19 protein-coding genes are annotated in these 17,084 nt (G+C 62.6%); all 19 read right to left on the reverse strand.

Going from position 1 to position 17,084, the window contains the following annotated elements; all coding sequences use genetic code 11:
- Window positions 1–459: 459 nt before the first annotated feature.
- A complete protein-coding gene (der, locus tag EA795_RS10120) occupies window positions 460–1,947 on the reverse strand; it encodes a ribosome biogenesis GTPase Der (RefSeq protein ID WP_122077012.1) in 1,488 nt (495 codons plus the stop codon).
- A gap of 118 nt (window positions 1,948–2,065) precedes the next feature.
- Window positions 2,066–3,214, reverse strand: a complete 1,149-nt coding sequence (bamB, locus tag EA795_RS10125; protein WP_122077015.1) for an outer membrane protein assembly factor BamB — start codon at window positions 3,212–3,214, stop codon at window positions 2,066–2,068.
- A 3-nt stretch (window positions 3,215–3,217) separates the two neighbouring features.
- Complete coding sequence (locus tag EA795_RS10130; RefSeq protein ID WP_122077017.1) at window positions 3,218–3,859, reverse strand: tetratricopeptide repeat protein; 642 nt, start codon at window positions 3,857–3,859, stop codon at window positions 3,218–3,220.
- Between the two features lie 27 nt (window positions 3,860–3,886).
- A complete protein-coding gene (hisS, locus tag EA795_RS10135; RefSeq protein ID WP_058075409.1) occupies window positions 3,887–5,176 on the reverse strand; it encodes a histidine--tRNA ligase in 1,290 nt (429 codons plus the stop codon).
- 14 nt (window positions 5,177–5,190) lie between these two features.
- A complete protein-coding gene (ispG, locus tag EA795_RS10140) occupies window positions 5,191–6,303 on the reverse strand; it encodes a flavodoxin-dependent (E)-4-hydroxy-3-methylbut-2-enyl-diphosphate synthase (protein WP_014853436.1) in 1,113 nt (370 codons plus the stop codon).
- A 3-nt stretch (window positions 6,304–6,306) separates the two neighbouring features.
- Entirely contained in the window at window positions 6,307–7,287 is a 981-nt protein-coding gene (locus EA795_RS10145) for a RodZ domain-containing protein (RefSeq protein ID WP_122077020.1), read from the reverse strand.
- The gene (gene pilW / locus EA795_RS10150) at window positions 7,287–8,042 is read right to left on the reverse strand and encodes a type IV pilus biogenesis/stability protein PilW (RefSeq protein ID WP_014853434.1); all 756 of its coding nucleotides are present in this window, start codon (window positions 8,040–8,042) and stop codon (window positions 7,287–7,289) included. The genes EA795_RS10145 and pilW overlap by 1 nt, the downstream gene beginning before the upstream one ends.
- 11 nt (window positions 8,043–8,053) lie before the next feature.
- Window positions 8,054–9,199, reverse strand: a complete 1,146-nt coding sequence (gene rlmN / locus EA795_RS10155) for a dual-specificity RNA methyltransferase RlmN (RefSeq protein ID WP_122077303.1) — start codon at window positions 9,197–9,199, stop codon at window positions 8,054–8,056.
- A gap of 21 nt (window positions 9,200–9,220) precedes the next feature.
- The gene (ndk, locus tag EA795_RS10160; RefSeq protein ID WP_014853432.1) at window positions 9,221–9,652 is read right to left on the reverse strand and encodes a nucleoside-diphosphate kinase; all 432 of its coding nucleotides are present in this window, start codon (window positions 9,650–9,652) and stop codon (window positions 9,221–9,223) included.
- Window positions 9,653–9,812: 160 nt separating this feature from the next.
- Window positions 9,813–10,010 carry a Fe-S cluster assembly protein IscX gene (gene iscX / locus EA795_RS10165; protein WP_014853431.1) on the reverse strand — a complete coding sequence of 66 codons (198 nt, stop codon included), beginning with the start codon at window positions 10,008–10,010 and terminating at the stop codon, window positions 9,813–9,815.
- Window positions 10,011–10,024: 14 nt separating this feature from the next.
- Complete coding sequence (gene fdx, locus EA795_RS10170) at window positions 10,025–10,363, reverse strand: ISC system 2Fe-2S type ferredoxin (RefSeq protein WP_058075491.1); 339 nt, start codon at window positions 10,361–10,363, stop codon at window positions 10,025–10,027.
- Between the two features lie 5 nt (window positions 10,364–10,368).
- On the reverse strand, window positions 10,369–12,231 hold the full coding sequence (gene hscA / locus EA795_RS10175; protein ID WP_014853429.1) for a Fe-S protein assembly chaperone HscA: 1,863 nt from the start codon (window positions 12,229–12,231) through the stop codon (window positions 10,369–10,371).
- Window positions 12,232–12,271: 40 nt separating this feature from the next.
- Window positions 12,272–12,793: a co-chaperone HscB gene (gene hscB / locus EA795_RS10180; protein WP_014853428.1), complete on the reverse strand. Its 522-nt coding sequence runs from the start codon at window positions 12,791–12,793 to the stop codon at window positions 12,272–12,274.
- A gap of 7 nt (window positions 12,794–12,800) precedes the next feature.
- Window positions 12,801–13,124, reverse strand: a complete 324-nt coding sequence (gene iscA, locus EA795_RS10185; protein WP_014853427.1) for an iron-sulfur cluster assembly protein IscA — start codon at window positions 13,122–13,124, stop codon at window positions 12,801–12,803.
- A 15-nt stretch (window positions 13,125–13,139) separates the two neighbouring features.
- The gene (gene iscU / locus EA795_RS10190; RefSeq protein ID WP_014853426.1) at window positions 13,140–13,532 is read right to left on the reverse strand and encodes a Fe-S cluster assembly scaffold IscU; all 393 of its coding nucleotides are present in this window, start codon (window positions 13,530–13,532) and stop codon (window positions 13,140–13,142) included.
- 42 nt (window positions 13,533–13,574) lie between these two features.
- The gene (locus tag EA795_RS10195) at window positions 13,575–14,789 is read right to left on the reverse strand and encodes an IscS subfamily cysteine desulfurase (protein WP_014853425.1); all 1,215 of its coding nucleotides are present in this window, start codon (window positions 14,787–14,789) and stop codon (window positions 13,575–13,577) included.
- Window positions 14,790–14,819: 30 nt separating this feature from the next.
- Window positions 14,820–15,311: a Fe-S cluster assembly transcriptional regulator IscR gene (gene iscR, locus EA795_RS10200; protein ID WP_014853424.1), complete on the reverse strand. Its 492-nt coding sequence runs from the start codon at window positions 15,309–15,311 to the stop codon at window positions 14,820–14,822.
- Between the two features lie 167 nt (window positions 15,312–15,478).
- The gene (cysE, locus tag EA795_RS10205) at window positions 15,479–16,255 is read right to left on the reverse strand and encodes a serine O-acetyltransferase (RefSeq protein ID WP_122077022.1); all 777 of its coding nucleotides are present in this window, start codon (window positions 16,253–16,255) and stop codon (window positions 15,479–15,481) included.
- Window positions 16,255–17,031: a tRNA (cytosine(32)/uridine(32)-2'-O)-methyltransferase TrmJ gene (gene trmJ / locus EA795_RS10210; RefSeq protein WP_014853422.1), complete on the reverse strand. Its 777-nt coding sequence runs from the start codon at window positions 17,029–17,031 to the stop codon at window positions 16,255–16,257. Before trmJ ends, cysE begins: the two co-directional genes overlap by 1 nt.
- Between the last annotated feature and the right edge of the window lie 53 nt (window positions 17,032–17,084).

A 17,084-nucleotide genomic window follows, 5' to 3' on the forward strand; every position in this document is an offset into this window, starting at 1 on the left:
CAACACCTCCACTCGGCCTCCTGACGGGGAATGGGGTCCGAGTCGCCTGGAAGGCGGTTGGTATCGCTTGGTTGGCTTTGCTTTTTTTGCACAAGTTAACAGGCGACACCAACCGCCCCTTTCAGGAGGGTGAGTGGAACCGTTGCGTAAGGGAGCGAGCCGCATGGATGCGGCGAGAGGCTTAAAGGGCCAAGGACGGCCCTTGTAAGCCGGCCCCTGGAGCAGCGGTGGAGCGAACGAACCCTGCGCGCAGCGCAGGGCCGTATGGAGGGGCAAGCGTTTTTGGTTACTTTTTTCGCGACTGAAAAAAGTGACTCGCCCAGCAGGGCGAAACCCGCGTCATCAAGCCCCTCGATAAACGTTCATGAAAGCGCAACTTTCATACAAACTTGCCAGTCCGGTATCAGGCAAACCATGTCTTAATGAAACGCGAAGAGCCCCAAAACAGGCTCGAAACGCTCAACGCTTCTTGTCGCGACGCTTCTTCTCGGCTTTCTTGTGGTGCGACATGAGCCGCCGCTTCTTGTTCACCTGACGGTCGGTCAGAGTGTTCTTCTTGCCCTCGTAGGGGTTCTCGCCGCCCTTGTACTCGATGCGGATCGGCGTGCCGACCAGCTTGAGCACACGGCGGTAGGTATTCTCGAGATAGCGCGAGTAGGACTTGGGTACCGCATCGACCTGGTTGCCGTGAATCACGATGATCGGCGGGTTCGCCCCCCCCAGGTGCGCATAGCGCAGCTTGATGCGGCGGCCGGCGACCATCGGCGGCTGGTGTTCGCGCACTGCATCCTCGAGGATCTGCGTCAGGCGGCTGGTAGGCCAGCGAGTAACCGCCGACTGGAACGAGGACTGCACCGACTTGTAGAGGTTGCCGACGCCGGTGCCGTGCTTGGCGGAGATGAAGTGGATGTCGGCGAAATCGACGAAGAACAGCCGGCGCTCCAGCTCGGTCTTCACGTAGTCGCGCTCACCGGGCTCCATACCGTCCCACTTGTTCAGCGCGATCACCAGCGCGCGACCGCTGTCGAGCACGAAACCGAGCAGGTTCAGGTCGTGCTCGACCACGCCTTCGCGCGCGTCCATGACGAAGATCACCACGTTGGCGTCCTGGATCGCTTGCAGCGCCTTGACCACGGAGAACTTTTCCACCGCCTCGAAGATCTTGCCGCGACGACGAACGCCCGCGGTATCGATCAGGGTGTACTTTTCCTCGCCGCGCTCGAAGGGAATGTAGATGCTGTCGCGGGTGGTGCCGGCCTGGTCGTAGACGATCACGCGCTCTTCACCGAGCATCCGGTTGACCAGCGTCGACTTGCCGACGTTGGGGCGGCCGATGATGGCGATCTTGATGCCATCCTTGTCGCTGGGGCCGGGAATCCGCTTGTGCTCCTCGCCCTCGGCAACCTGCTCGGCGCCCTCGCCTTCCTGTTCGGCTACGTCCTGCTCGGCGGCATCCTTCGGGAAGCTGCCCAGGGCCTGCTCCAGCATGTAGCTGACGCCACGCCCGTGTGCCGCGGCGATGGGTAGCGCATCGCCCAGGCCCAGCGGGCTGAATTCGGCGCGGGCGAGGTCCGGGTCGATGCTGTCGACCTTGTTGGCCACCAGGAAGTAGCGCTTGTTCAGCTTGCGCACGTGCTCGGCGATCATCTGGTCGCCCGGCGTCATGCCCACCCGCGCATCGACGATGAACATCACCGCATCGGCTTCTTCCATGGCCTGCAACGACTGCTCGGCCATCTTGGCGTCGATCCCTTCCTCGTCGCCCGTCAGGCCACCGGTGTCGATCACGATATAGGTGCGACCCTGCCATTTGGCCTCGCCGTACTGGCGATCACGAGTCAGGCCGGCATACTCGGCAACGATGGCGTCGCGGCTTTTGGTCAGGCGGTTGAACAGGGTGGATTTGCCGACGTTCGGGCGGCCCACCAGGGCGATTACGGGAACCATGCGGCTCTCCACTGCGATATTTCAGAAAACACGAAGGCCGCTGCAAGCAGCGGCCGAACATTCAGCATCCCGCCATCCCGCCAGGGCGGGGTCGCCGGACTGAAGAGGGCCTTGGCCCTCAGTCCTGCCGGCGGATGGTCAGAGCGACCAGCTTGCCACCGTTGCCGTAGGCATACAGCCAGTCACCCTCGACCACCGGATGAGCGCGCATCCCGGCACTGTCGATACGGGTACGTGCAACGAAACGGCCATCCACCTGGCTCAACAGGTGCAGGTAGCCTTCCATGTCGCCCACGGCGACATAGCTGGAGAACACGCTAGGCCCCGAAAGCTGACGACGCGCCAGAGCGTCGTTGCTCCAGAGGACGGTGGTCGAGCGCTCGTCGACGCCTTCCACCGTACCGCTGGCCTGGCTCAGGTAGACGCTGCCGTAGCCGAGCGCGACACCCGAGGACGTGGACGCATCGCGCTGCCAGAGAATCCGTCCGCTTTCCAGGTCGAGCGCCGCCAGGCGGCCCTGGTAGGTAGCGACATAGAGCGTTCCGCCGGAAAGCAGCAGGCCGCCGTCGATATCCACCACCCGCTCCAGCTCAGAGCGGCCTTGCGGAATCGCCACGCGCTGCTCCCAGACCGGCAGGCCACGCTGCGTATCCAGGGCGATGACCTTGCCGCTGGATAGGCCGGCAACCGCCAGCTGGTTGGTCAGCAAGGGCGCACCGGTGCCACGCAGGGTCAGTACCGCGGGCGAGCTCTCGTAGCTCCAACGCTGGTTGCCGGTATCGATATCCAGCGCAATGAGCCGATCATCCTGGGTCTGCACCAGCACCACATCACCGTTCACCGCAGGCGCGGCGAGCACTTCGCTGCTGACCTGACTGCGCCAGCGCTCCTCGCCGGTACTGACGTCAAGCGCAAGCACTTCTCCACGCAGCGTGCCCACCAGCACCAGACCGTAGCCGGCACCGACGGCGCCGGAGATCGGCACTTCCAGATCCTGCTTCCAGTTGACCTTGCCGGTCAGGCGGTCCATGGAAACCACCAGACCGGTGACATCCGCGGCGTAGATCTGGTCGCCGTAGACCACAGGCGTCAGACGGTTGTAGGTCTCGCCCTGGCCATCGCCGATGGAGCGACTCCATTCCTTCTTCAGCTGAACCTCAGCGTTGAATTTGGGCAGCTCCGCGGGTTCGAGCTCCTTCGTGTCGTTGCTGCTGCAGCCGACCGCCAGCAGGGTCAGGGTCAACAGCGCCAATGTCTTCAAACGCATCGATCACGCCTCCCCACGAGCCAGGTCATCCAGCTTCAGTTGCAGGCCACCAACGGCCGCATCCTGCGACAACGCTTGCTTGGCTTTGGTATAGGCGGAATGGGCATCCTCGTCGCGACCGAGCTGCACCAGCAGATCGCCCTTCAATTCTTCGCGGCTGGCGGCAAACGCCTTATCCGCGTCGCCTTCGAGCAACTTCAACGCGTCCTCGGCCTTGTCCTGCGCGGCCAGCACGCGAGCCAGGCGCTGGCGGGCGAGCTCACCCAGTGTAGCGTCGGCCGGCTTGTCGACGACCCGCTGCAGCTCGGCAGCCGCCTCGTCCAGACGCCCGCTTTCGACGGCGACCTTGGCGACGAACAGCGAGCCGTATTGCGCGTAATGAGTTCCAGCGAACTCCTTCTGCAGCAGGTTGCCCAGACGGGCGACTTCGGCACTGTCCACCTCGCCGGCATCGAGCGCGGCGTTCAGCAGTTGCTGATAGAGGGACGAGGCGCCATGCGCCTGATTGAGCTGATGCTTCTGCCAGAGCTGCCAGCCAAACACCAATGCCAGTGCCAGCACGGCACCCAGCAGCAGCGGCATGCCGTTGCGTTGCCACCATTCCTTGATCTGCGCCAGTTGTTCTTCTTCGGTACCCGAGGTCACTCTGTCACTCCTTTCATTCGCTTAGTCTCAGGCCTGCTCGATGCAGGCGGCCAGACGCTCGGGCAGAGCATCCCAGGCAATGCTTTGTTGCTCGCTGTCGTCGCGCAGCGGCTTGCAACCTACCACGCGCCCGGCCAGTTCGTCCTCACCCAGAATCAGCGCAAAGCGCGCGCCGCTCTTGTCGGCCTTCTTGAACTGGCTCTTGAAGCTGCCGCCGCCCGCGTTCACCAGCAGGCGCAGACCGGGCAGCGCATCGCGCAGGCGCTCGGCCAACGACAGCGCAGCCAGTTCGGCCGCTTCACCGAAGGCGCAGATGAACGCATGAGCGGGGCGATTCAGCTCTTCAGGCAGCAGCGCCAAGGTTTCCAGCAGCAGCACCAGCCGCTCCACGCCCATGGCGAAACCAACACCCGGCGTCGGCTTGCCGCCGAACTGGCTGACCAGCCCATCGTAGCGGCCACCGGCGCAGACGGTACCCTGGGCGCCGAGCTTGTCGGTGACCCACTCGAACACCGTGCGGCCGTAATAGTCCAGCCCGCGCACCAGCTTCGGATTGATCTCATAGGCGATCCCGACGGCATCGAGTCGCGCCTTGAGTCCTTCGAAATGAGCGCGCGACTCCTCGTCGAGGAAATCGGCGAGCGTCGGCGCATCCGCCAGCAGTGCCTGGGTCTGCGCATTCTTGCTGTCGAGGATGCGCAGCGGGTTGGTCGTCAGGCGCCGCTGGCTGTCTTCGTCGAGCTGGTCGAAACGCTCCTGCAGGTAGGCAACCAGCGCGTCGCGATAGATCGCACGGGCTTCGCTGGAGCCCAGGCTGTTCAGTTGCAGGGTCACCGCATCGGCCATGCCCAGCTGTTTCCAGAGGCGCGCGGTAAGCACGATCAGCTCCGCGTCGACATCCGGCCCGGGCTGGTTGAAGATTTCCACACCGACCTGGTGAAACTGGCGGTAACGGCCCTTCTGCGGCTTCTCGTAGCGAAACATCGGGCCGGTGTACCAGAGCTTCTGCACCTGGCCACCACCCGTCAGGCCATGTTCCAGAACGGCGCGCACACAACCGGCGGTGCCTTCGGGACGCAGCGTGAGGGATTCCTCGTTGCGGTCCAGGAAGGTGTACATCTCCTTGTCCACCACATCGGTACCTTCGCCGATGCCGCGGGCGAACAGCTCCGTGTATTCGACGATGGGCAGACGGATCTCGCTGTAGCCATAGCTGTCGAGCAATTGCGCGAAAGTACTTTCCAGGTAACGCCAGGCCGGCGTCTGCGCCGGCAGGATATCGTTCATGCCACGAATGGCTTGCAGGGACTTGCTCAATTCGGTTCCTTAAATCAGCTACGCACGATCAGCGCGGCATCGGCCTCGACCTTCTCGGCCGCCTTGCGACGAATCAGTTGCTCCAGCTCGTCGACGAGTCGTTCGTTGTTCAGCTTCTGTGCCGGTTTGCCGTCGATGTACACGAGATTGTTCGGCGTGCCGCCGGTCAGGCCGATATGAGCCTCCTTGGCTTCGCCAGGGCCATTGACCACGCAACCGATCACCGCGACGTCCATCGGCACCAGCAGGTCGTCCAGGCGCCCTTCCAGCTCGTTCATGGTCTTGACCACATCGAAATTCTGCCGCGAGCAGCTCGGGCAGGCGATGAAGTTGATCCCGCGCGAACGCAGCCGCAGCGACTTGAGAATATCGAAGCCGACCTTGATCTCTTCCACCGGATCGGCGGCCAGCGAGATGCGGATGGTGTCGCCGATGCCTTCGGCCAACAGCATGCCCAGGCCCACCGCGGACTTCACCGTGCCCGAGCGCAAGCCGCCGGCTTCGGTGATGCCCAAGTGCAGCGGTTGCTCGATCTGGTCGGCCAGCTGGCGGTAGGCGGCAACCGCCATGAACACGTCGGAGGCCTTCACGCTGACCTTGAAGTCTGGGAAATTCAGGCGATCCAGATGCTCGACATGGCGCAGCGCGGACTCGACCAGCGCTTCCGGTGTCGGCTCGCCATATTTCTTTTGCAGGTCCTTCTCCAGCGAACCGGCATTGACACCGATGCGGATCGGAATACCCCGATCGCGCGCCGCGTCGACCACCGCTCGGACGCGATCTTCGCGTCCGATGTTGCCGGGATTGATGCGCAGGCAATCGACACCCAGTTCGGCCACGCGCAGAGCGATCTGGTAATCGAAATGAATGTCGGCGACCAGCGGCAGCTGTACGCGCTGCTTGATCTTGCCGAAGGCTTCGGCGGCGTCCATGGAGGGTACGGACACCCGCACGATATCGGCACCGGCATCCTGCAACCGCTGAATCTGCGCGACGGTCGCATCGACGTCACAGGTTTCGGTGTTGGTCATGCTCTGCACGGCAATGGGTGCGTCGCCGCCGACCGGTACGCTGCCCACCCAGATCTTGCGAGTGTGGCGGCGTTTGATGGGAGACTCACTGTGCATGTTTTACTGTCCGAGCTTGAGGCGAGCAGTCTCGCCACGGGTTTGGCCGGAAAGGCTGACGGCTTCGCCGTTGTAGGTGACCTGTGCGCCGGAGGCATAGCCGAGGCGCAGGTCGAGCGGCGCCTTGCCGCTGACGGTACGAGAGGTGCCCGCCTTCGCCAGCACGCTGAGCAGCACGCGACCATCCGCATCGGTGACCTGCGTCCAGCAATCGGCCGTATAACGCAACTCCAGCACGCCTTCACCGGGCGCCGCAGCCGCTGCTTGCGGATTCTGTACCGGGGCCTCGGCCACCACGGGCGCATCGACGGGTTGCGATACGGAATCGGAAGGCGCTTGGTCAGTCGATGCAGTTTCGTCGATCACCTGCGGCTCGTCGGCTGCCGCCTCGGGATCAATCGAAGGCACCGGTTCTTCAGGTGTCGACGAAGGCTCGGCGGCCTCGCTTTCCGACTCGACCTGCCCTGCCTCTTCGTCGGTTCGATCGAGCAGATGGATCTCGGTGGTGCCATCCGCCGCCTCGACCTCGATTCGCTCCAGGGCCGTCACGGCCGGTCCGGACTGGACAGCGAGCTGCTGATCCTGCCACCAGTAGAATCCGCCACCGATCAACAGCAGAAGCAGTGCGAACAGGAAGAAGCGCACCATGTTCCGCGACAGCCGCACCGGCTGATCGATATGACCAAGGCTGTTGACGCTGCTGCCGGTCGCGGTGGTTCCGGTGTGCTGGTCGAACTCCTGGACCAGGCGATTCTGATCCAGCCCCAGCAACTTGGCATAGGCGCGCACGTAACCGCGGGCGAACGTATGCCCCGGCAACTGGCTGAAATCTCCCGCCTCGATGCGAGCCAGCGCACGCTCGGAAAGATTGAGCTGTTGCGCGACCGACTGCAGCGACAGGTTCTTGCTCTCACGCGCGATACGCAGCGTTTCGCCAGGGTTGTTCGAGGACGGGACAGCGGCTTCGGATTGGGGCGCTATCATCATTGCTCCGAAAGGAAATGCCGATACTCAGGGGTGCCCGGATACAGACGCTTGAGTTGCAGGGCGAGACTCGCTGCCGTATCGCGATCCTGATGGATGTTGGCCAAACGGATTCCCAGCAGCAGGCTGCGGGCATTCTGTTCGGACAGTTGGCTGAAACTGTCGTAATAGCGTTTCGCAGGTACGTACTGCTTGTCCTCGTAGGCCATCATGGCCAGCTCCAGCAGGGCGAGCGGCTGGCGGCTGTCGAGACGCAGGGCGCGGGTGAAGTAGGTTTCGGCCTGCTCCTTCTGGCCCAGCTGAAGAGCAGTCATGCCCATGTTCTGGAATACCCGCGAACGCTCGGGGTAGAGGTGATCGGTGGAAGCCTGGGTGAAACGCTCCAGCGCCTCGGCGTAGCGTTTCTGTTCGTACAGGAAGCTGCCGTAGTTGTTCAGGATGCGCGCATCGTTGCGGCTCGACAGCGCATCCCGGTAATGCCGGTCCGCGAGATCGTTCTCCATCTCGCTCTGGAACACCAGGGCCAGTGCCGCATGCGCATCGGCGCTGCGCGAGTCGATTTCCAGGGCCTTGCGCAGCGGGGTCTTGGCCCGCCCCGTCTCGCCCTGCTGAAGATAGCCGATTCCGAGCTGAATGTAGGCATCGCGCGCCTCGGAACGGCCTTGCTCGGTGCGCATGGGGTTGACGTTCCCCGAAGAAACGCAGCCGGCCATGAGGCCGGCCAGTAACAGCAGCAGCGCAGAGCGCAGAATCATCAGCATCCCCCTCAGGATCGGTTGCCAGCAGCAGACGCCGCAGGGTCGGCCCGCAATTCACGCACAGCGATGTAACGCTCGCTTCGACGTGTGCGATCCATCACCTGCCCGACCAACTGGCCACAAGCCGCATCGATGTCTTCGCCGCGGGTCGTACGTACCGTCACATTGTGCCCGGCTTTGTGCAGGATGTCCTGAAAACGGCGGATCGCATTGTTGCTGGGCCGCTCATATCCGGAATGAGGGAAGGGATTGAACGGAATTAGGTTGATCTTGCAGGGAATATCCGCCAGCAAGGCGATCATCTGCTCGGCGTGCTCGGGCTGGTCGTTGACGCCCTTGAGCAGGGTGTATTCGATGGTGAGCACGCGCTTCTCGCCCAGCCGGGAGATATAGTTACGGCAAGCGCCCAGCACCACGGCCAGCGCATACTTCTTGTTGATCGGCACCAGCTGGTTGCGCAGCTCGTCGTTGGGCGCATGCAGCGACAGCGCCAAGGAGACGTCGATCACCTCGCCCAGGCGGTCGATCATCGGCGCCACACCCGAGGTGGAAAGCGTCACCTTGCGCTTGGAAATACCGTAGCCGAGGTCGTCCATCATGAGATTCATGGCGGCGACCACGTTGTCGAAATTGAGCAGCGGCTCACCCATGCCCATCATCACCACGTTGGTGATGGCACGGTCGATCTTGGCCGGCACGCTGCCGAACGACTTGTTGGCGATCCACACCTGGCCGATGATCTCGGCGGCCGTCAGATCGCTGTTGAATCCTTGCTTGCCGGTCGAGCAGAAACTGCAATCCAGCGCACAGCCCGCCTGCGAGGAGACGCACAGCGTTCCGCGGCCGTTCTGCGGGATATACACGGTTTCGACACAGCTGCCCGAAGCGACGCGCACCACCCATTTGCGGGTGCCGTCGCTGGAAATGTCTTCGCTGACCACTTCAGGCCCGCGAATTTCGGACGAGGCCTTGAGCTTTTCGCGCAAGGCCTTGCCGATGTTGCTCATGGCATCGAAGTCATCGACGCCGAAGTGGTGAATCCACTTCATGACCTGACCGGCACGAAAGCGCTTCTCCCCGATGGACTCGAAGAAGCTTTCCAGCTGGGGCTGGGTCAGCCCCAGCAGATTGACTTTACCGGTGGTGGCAATCATGGAATTCACCTGTCGCTCAACTCAGCGAATGCGCGCGCAGACTTCGGTTTCGGCGAAGAAGTAGGCGATTTCGCGAGCAGCGGAAGTTTCGGAGTCGGAACCGTGAACGGCGTTCTCATCGATGGATACGGCGAAGTCGGCGCGAATGGTGCCCGGAGCAGCTTCTTTCGGGTTGGTGGCACCCATCAGCTCACGGTTCTTGGCGATGGCGTTCTCACCTTCCAGCACCTGCACGATGACCGGACCGGAGGTCATGAAGGCGACCAGATCCTTGAAGAAACCGCGCTCGCTGTGCTCGGCGTAGAAACCGGCGGCTTCGCGCTCGGACAGTTGAACCATCTTGGAAGCGACGACGCGCAGGCCGGCCTTCTCGAAACGGGTGGTGATTTCGCCGATGACGTTCTTGGCGACGGCGTCAGGCTTGATGATGGAGAAGGTGCGTTGCAGGGCCATTTGAAACTCCAGACTGATGGGTTAAAGCAAACGAGTAAACCCGCGGATTATACGCGGGTCCGGGGTAAAAATATAAGGGCAGCCTGAAGCCGATCAGCGCGCAGGGCAACAGCGAAACGCCGCCACGCGCCTGCCTTTACCTGCAGCTCGACGCTGCCGGTCAGGCCTCTTCTATCCAGGCTGCCTGGATGGCTTCGAGAATCTTCTCACCACCACGCGTCGGATCATCCGAAAAGTCGGGGAGTTCGGTCACCCAACGATGCAGCTCGACGAAATTGACGTAGCGGGGATCCACGTCCGGCTTGCTCTCGGCCAGCTCGATGGCAATATCCAGTACATCCGTCCAGTTAAGCGCCATGTATCACCTCGCCTTCAGTGGCCTTCGGAAACCTGGTTGATGGTGTATTTCGGGATCTCCACCACCAGATCAACGTCGGCCACCTGCGCCTGGCAGGACAGGCGCGAATGGGGCTCCAGCCCCCAGGCCTTGTCCAGCATGTCGTCCTCCAACTCGTCGGACTCCTCCAACGACCCGAAGCCTTCGCGCACGATCACGTGGCAGGTGGTGCAGGCACAGGACTTTTCGCAGGCGTGTTCGATATCGATGCCGTTGCGCAGCGCCGCATCCAGCACGGTTTCACCGGGTTGCGCCTCGACCACCGCGCCCTCGGGGCAATGGTCGGCATGGGGCAGGAAAATAATCTGCGGCATCTGGATCAATCCTCGATATCGTTGAGCCGTCGGCCGGCGAGCGCGGCCTTGACGGTGGAATCTAGTCGGCGAGCCGCAAAGGCATCGGTAATCTGGCTCAGGCGCTTGATCTGTCGCTCGATCGCCACGCCGTCCTGGCTGTCCAGCAGCTCGCGCAGCGCCTGCATCTGAACGTCGATCGCCAGGCGCTCCTCCTCGTCGAGCAGACGTTCGCCATCCGCCGCCAGGGCCGCCTCCACTGCCTCGAGCAAACGCTGCGCATCGACGATCTGCTCGCGCAGTGCGCGGGCGGCCTTGTCTTCGCCGGCCTTGTGGAAGGAATCCTCGAGCATCCGCGCGATTTCGCCGTCGGTCAGTCCATAGGAAGGCTTGACCTGAATACTGGACTCCACGCCCGACGCCAGCTCGCGCGCGGAAACGCTGAGCAACCCGTCGGCATCGACCTGGAAGGTGACGCGAATCTTCGCCGCGCCAGCCACCATCGGCGGAATGCCGCGCAACTCGAAACGCGCCAGCGAACGGCAGTCGGCGATCAGTTCGCGCTCACCCTGGAGCACGTGAATCATCATCGCGGACTGACCGTCCTTGTAGGTGGTGAACTCCTGCGCACGGGCCACCGGAATGGTGGTGTTGCGGGGGATGACCTTCTCCATCAGCCCGCCCATGGTTTCCAGCCCGAGGGACAGCGGAATCACGTCGAGCAGCAACAGCTCCTCGCCATCGCGATTGTTGCCGGCCAGGGTTTCGGCCTGGATCGCCGCACCGATGGCAACGACCTGATCCGGATCGATATCCGTAAGCGGCTGACGCCCGAACATCTCGCCGACCTTTTCACGAACCCGCGGCACGCGCGTCGAGCCGCCCACCATCACCACGGCGCTGACCTCCTCCGCTTCCAGCGAGGAATCACGCAGGGCACGGCGGCAGGACTTGAGGCTGCGCGCGATCATCGGATCGATCAGGTCGTGGAACTGGTTGCGGGTCAGCACGCCGCTCCAGCCGCCATAGGCCAGATCCACCGACTCGGCATTCGTCAGCTGTTCCTTGGCATCGCAGGCGATCTTCAGCAGCGCGCGCTGGGCACCAGGATCGAGATCGGCCGACGCGCCTGCCTGCTCGAGAATCCAACCCGCCACGGCGTGGTCGAAATCATCACCGCCCAGCGCGGTATCGCCACCCGTGGCCAGCACCTCGAACACACCCTTGGTCAGGCGCAGGATGGAGATATCGAAGGTGCCACCGCCCAGGTCATAGATCGCCACCACACCCTCGGCCTGGCGATCCAGGCCGTAGGCCACGGCCGCCGCCGTGGGCTCGTTGAGCAGTCGCAGTACATTCAGACCGGCCAGACGCGCGGCGTCCTTGGTGGCCTGGCGCTGAGCATCGTCGAAATAGGCCGGAACGGTGATCACCGCACCCACCAGATCGCCACCCAGGGTCGCCTCAGCGCGCTCACGCAGCGCACGAAGAATTTCGGCCGAGATTTCCACCGGGCTTTTCGCGCCCTGCACCGTCTCGATGAAAGGCATCTGCGATTCGCCTTCGCTGAAGCGATACGGCAGCTGGCCACCCAGCTGCTTGACGTCGCCAAGGCCACGCCCCATCAGGCGCTTTACCGAAACGATGGTGTTCAGCGGATCGCTGGCAGCGGCCTGCCTGGCGGCATGACCGACTTCGATGCGATCGGCGTGATAGCGGACGGCCGAGGGCAGTATCAGTCGCCCTTCGGCATCGGCCAGCGGCGCGGTGATGCCGCTGCGCAACGCTGCCACGAGGGAATTGGTGGTGCCCAGGTCGATGCCCACGGCCAGACGACGCTGGTGAGGCTGAGGGCTTTGTCCTGGCTCGGCAATCTGAAGTAAGGCCATATCTATCTGATATCGAGCGTAACGCCAGGCGCTACGTAGGTTAATCGTCGAGGCGTTCTTCCAGCTGGCGCACTTCCTGCGTCAGCTTGTCGAGAAACTGCATGCGCCGCACCAGTCGCTCCGCCTCCTCACGCTGCGCTTCGTCCTGCCAGATGGCGGCGAAGGAGTCATTGAGCAGCTGTTGTGCGGCCTTCAGCCGGGCCTTGAAAACCGCGACGCCGGCGAGATCCGCCTCGTCCTGCAGGTCTTCCAGCTCCTCGCGCCACTGCATCTGCTGCATCAGGAACGCCGGATCCTGCACGGTGGCTTCGAGCGGCATTTCCCTTCCCTGCAGTTTCAGCAGATAGCGGGCGCGCCGCGACGGGCTCTTCAGCGTCTGGTAGGCCTCGTTGAGATTCGCTGACTGTTCGATGGCCTTGCGCTGCTCCGACTCGCCAGCGTCGGCAAATCGATCGGGATGAACCTTGCGAGCCAGCTCGCGATAACGCACCGAAAGCCGCTCCAGATCGAGATCGAATGCCGGCTGAAGCTCGAACAAAGCGTAATGACAGGGAATGCCCACAGCGCCCTCAGATATTGAAGCTCTCGCCGCAGCCGCATTCGCCACGCACGTTGGGATTGTTGAACTTGAAGCCCTCGTTGAGGCCTTCACGAACGAAATCGAGCTCAGTGCCATCGAGGTAGACGAGGCTCTTGGGATCGATGACGACCTTGACGCCGTGGCTGTCGAAGACCGAGTCTTCCGGAGCCGTCTCGTCAACGAATTCGAGCGTGTAGGCCAGCCCGGAACAACCGGTAGTACGTACCCCCAGCCTTACACCGACGCCCTTGCCGCGCCCTTCCAGGGAGCGGCGTACATGATCGGCTGCGGCGCTGGTCATGCTGATAGCCATCGAAACCTCCTTCGCTTATGCCTGATTCAGGCCTTTCTTCTCGCGGTAGTCACGCACCGCCGCCTTGATGGCGTCCTCGGCCAGCACCGAGCAGTGGATCTTCACCGGTGGCAGGGCCAGTTCTTCGGCGAGCTGCGTGTTCTTGATGGTTTCCGCCTCTTCCAGGGTCTTGCCCTTCATCCACTCGGTTGCCAGCGAGCTGGACGCGATGGCCGAGCCGCAACCGTAGGTCTTGAACTTGGCGTCTTCGATCACGCCCTGCTCGTTGACCTTGATTTGCAGACGCATCACGTCGCCGCAAGCCGGAGCGCCGACCATGCCGGTACCGACGGAAGGATCCTCGGCGTCGAACTTGCCGACGTTGCGGGGGTTTTCATAGTGGTCGATGACCTTGTCACTGTATGCCATGGTGCAATCCTCGTTGATTCAGACTATGCGCAGCGTGGTGCCTCAGTGGGCTGCCCACTCGACCTTGGAGAGGTCTACGCCCTCCTTGAACATGTCCCACAAAGGTGAAAGTTCACGCAGCTTGATGACCGCCTCGCTGACCTTCTGCGCGGCATAGTCGACTTCTTCTTCGGTGGTGAAACGGCCGAAGGTGAAACGAATCGAGCTGTGTGCCAGCTCGTCGTTGCGCCCCAGCGCACGGAGCACGTAGGACGGCTCCAGCGAAGCGGAGGTGCAGGCCGAACCGGACGACACCGCCAGGTCCTTGAGCGCCATGATCAGCGACTCGCCTTCGACGTAGTTGAAGCTGAGGTTGAGGTTGTGCGGCACGCGCGCGGTCATGCTGCCGTTGACGTACAACTCTTCGAGGTGCTCGACCTGCTTGAAGAAGCGATCGCGCAGCGCACGGATGCGCTCGTTCTCCGCCGCCATCTCTTCCTTGGCAATACGGAACGCCTCGCCCATGCCCACCGACTGATGCGCAGCCAGCGTGCCCGAACGCATGCCGCGCTCGTGACCACCACCGTGCATCTGCGCCTCGAGGCGCACGCGCGGCTTGCGGCGGACATAGAGCGCACCGACGCCTTTCGGGCCGTAGGTCTTGTGGGCGGAGAAGGACATCAGGTCGACCTTCATCTTCTCCAGATCGATTTCCACCTTGCCCGTGGACTGGGCCGCATCGACGTGGAACAGCACGCCGCGGGCACGGGTCAGCTCGCCGATGGCGGCGATATCGTTGATGGTGCCGATCTCGTTGTTCACATGCATGATGGACACCAGCACGGTGTCCTCGCGCAGAGCGGCCTCGACCATTTCCGGCGTGATCACGCCGTCTTCGCCCGGCTCGATGTAAGTGACCTCGAAACCTTCGCGCTCCAGCTGGCGGGTGGTATCCAGCACCGCCTTGTGTTCGATCTTGCTGGTGATGATGTGCTTGCCCTTGGAGGCGTAGAAATGGGCAACGCCCTTGATGGCAAGGTTATCGGATTCGGTCGCACCCGAGGTCCAGACGATTTCCCGCGGGTCGGCATTGACCAGCTCGGCCACCTGGCGACGCGCATTCTCCACCGCTTCCTCGGCTCTCCAGCCAAAGGCATGCGAGCGCGAGGCTGGGTTGCCGAAGTTGCCGTCGGCAGTCAGGCACTCGATCATCTTCTCGGCCACACGAGGGTCGACCGGCGTTGTAGCGGAGTAGTCCAGGTAAATCGGCAATTTCATCAGGTATCTCCTATCAGGCTGTCGTCCGGCTCATTCGATGGCGGACGCTTCGATCTTTTCCAGCTGCGGGGCACGGCCATTGGCACGACGCATATCCTGGCGCAACGCAACCTCTTGCACCTCGCGCCGGTTGACCAGATCGGCCAGACTGATGCCACTGAGGAATTCGTGAATCTGCTGACTCAGGTCGCACCAGAGGTGGTGAGTCAGACAGGTGTCGCCCGAATGGCAATCGCCGAGCCCCTGGCAACGGGTGGCGTCAACGGACTCGTTGACCGCATCGATTACCTGGACGACCTGTATGTCGGCCATCTCACGGGACAGCTGATAGCCACCACCCGGCCCGCGAACGCTGGTTACCAGGCTGCCACGGCGCAGCTTGGCGAATAATTGTTCGAGGTAGGAAAGCGAAATGCCTTGCCGTTCGGAAATATCCGCAAGGGAGACCGGACCCTGCTGCGCATGTAGCGCCAGATCGAGCATCGCGGTTACGGCGTAGCGTCCTTTGGTAGTCAATCGCATCGGTTTGCACCAAGCATCAAGGTTTGGCGCAAGTATGCAATACCCGAGTGTTTAGATCAACTATAAGTCCGATCGATTCACTCAACCTTTGTCATCGCCCCCGCTCACTTCGACCCGCCAGTCCGGCAACGGCGCGACATCATACCAGTTCGCCCCCGCCTCGCCCATCAGGCGCGGGGCGACTCGCCATCCTCCTTGATCTCGGCGAAATCCTCCTCACGCAGCTCGGGCATCTTCTTCGCGCAATAATCGCTACCCAGCGCGGTGAGCGCCTCGCACATGCCCTCCATGCGCTCCTCCACCGCCTGCACGTGATCGAGCAATTGCCCGATGGCTCGCGCGACCGGATCAGGCATGTCCTCACTGACCCCATAGGCATCGAAACCGATCTTCTCGGCGATCGCCTTGCGCTTGGCCTCCTGCGCATCATCGGACTTGACGATGACCTTGCCCGGGATGCCCACCGCGGTCGCCCCCGCCGGAACCGCACGAGTCACGACGGCGTTCGAGCCAACCTTAGCGCCGGCACCGACAGTGAACGGCCCGAGAATCTTCGCGCCAGCACCGACAATCACGCCATCCTCGAGCGTCGGATGGCGCTTGCCCTTGCTCCAGCTGGTGCCACCCAGGGTAACGCCGTGATAAAGCGTCACGTCGTCGCCGATCTCCGCCGTCTCACCGATGACGATACCCATGCCATGATCGATGAAAAAACGCCGGCCGATCTGCGCGCCGGGATGAATCTCGATGCCGGTGAGCCAGCGCCCCAGATTGGAATTCATCCGCGCCAGCCACTTGCAGTCACGCTGCCAGAGCCAATGCGACAACCGGTGGAACCAGATCGCATGCAGCCCCGGATAGCAGGTCATCACTTCGAAGGCGTTGCGCGCCGCGGGATCGCGGTGGAATACGCTCTGGATATCTTCGCGCATGCGTTCGAACATCAATCTTGTCTCCGCTTGTGAGGCTCGCCGCGGACGGCCTTCTGGGTCTCGGTAAGGATGCCACGCAGGATATTCATCTCCAGCTTGCTGATAGCGCTGCGACCGTAGAGCCGGCGCAATCGAGGCATCAGATGTCGCGGCTTGGCCGGATCGAGAAAGCCGATGTCGATCAGCGTCTGCTCGAGGTGCCCGTAGTAATGCTCCAACTCATCGGCCGTAACCGGCTGGGCATTGAGCAGCGAAGTGGTCTCCAGCTTTTCTTGCTTGCTCGGCTGGTCATGCGCTGCCAGCCAGGCCATGCGCACCTCGTAGGCAAGAACCTGCACGGCCGCCGCAAGATTCAGCGAACTGAACTGCGGATCGGAAGGGATGTGCACATGAAAATGGCAGCGCTGTAATTCTTCGTTGGTCAGCCCCGCATATTCGCGGCCGAACACCAGCGCCACTTCACCACCCTGCTCCGCCTGCCGGATGCAGGTAGCGCCCGACTCGCGCGGATCCAGCAAGGGCCAGGGAATGCGCCGATCCCGCGCACTGGTGCCCAGCACCACGCTGCACCCCACCAGCGCCTCCTCGAGCGTTCCGACCACCCGTACCGCATCGAGAATATCGGTTGCGCCCGAAGCCCGTGCAACGGCTTCGGAGCTGGGAAACTCAACGGGATCGACCAGCACCAACCGAGACAACCCCATGTTCTTCATTGCTCGGGCGGCACCGCCGATATTGCCCGGATGGCTGGTATTGACCAGCACCACGCGAATGTTCTGAAGCGACACTTGTTCTTCTCGGCCAGAAAGCGAACCGAAATCTTACAGGAACCACGCCGTTC

This window comes from Stutzerimonas nitrititolerans, assembly GCF_003696285.1.
In the GTDB taxonomy this organism is placed as follows: Bacteria; Pseudomonadota; Gammaproteobacteria; order Pseudomonadales; family Pseudomonadaceae; genus Stutzerimonas; species Stutzerimonas nitrititolerans.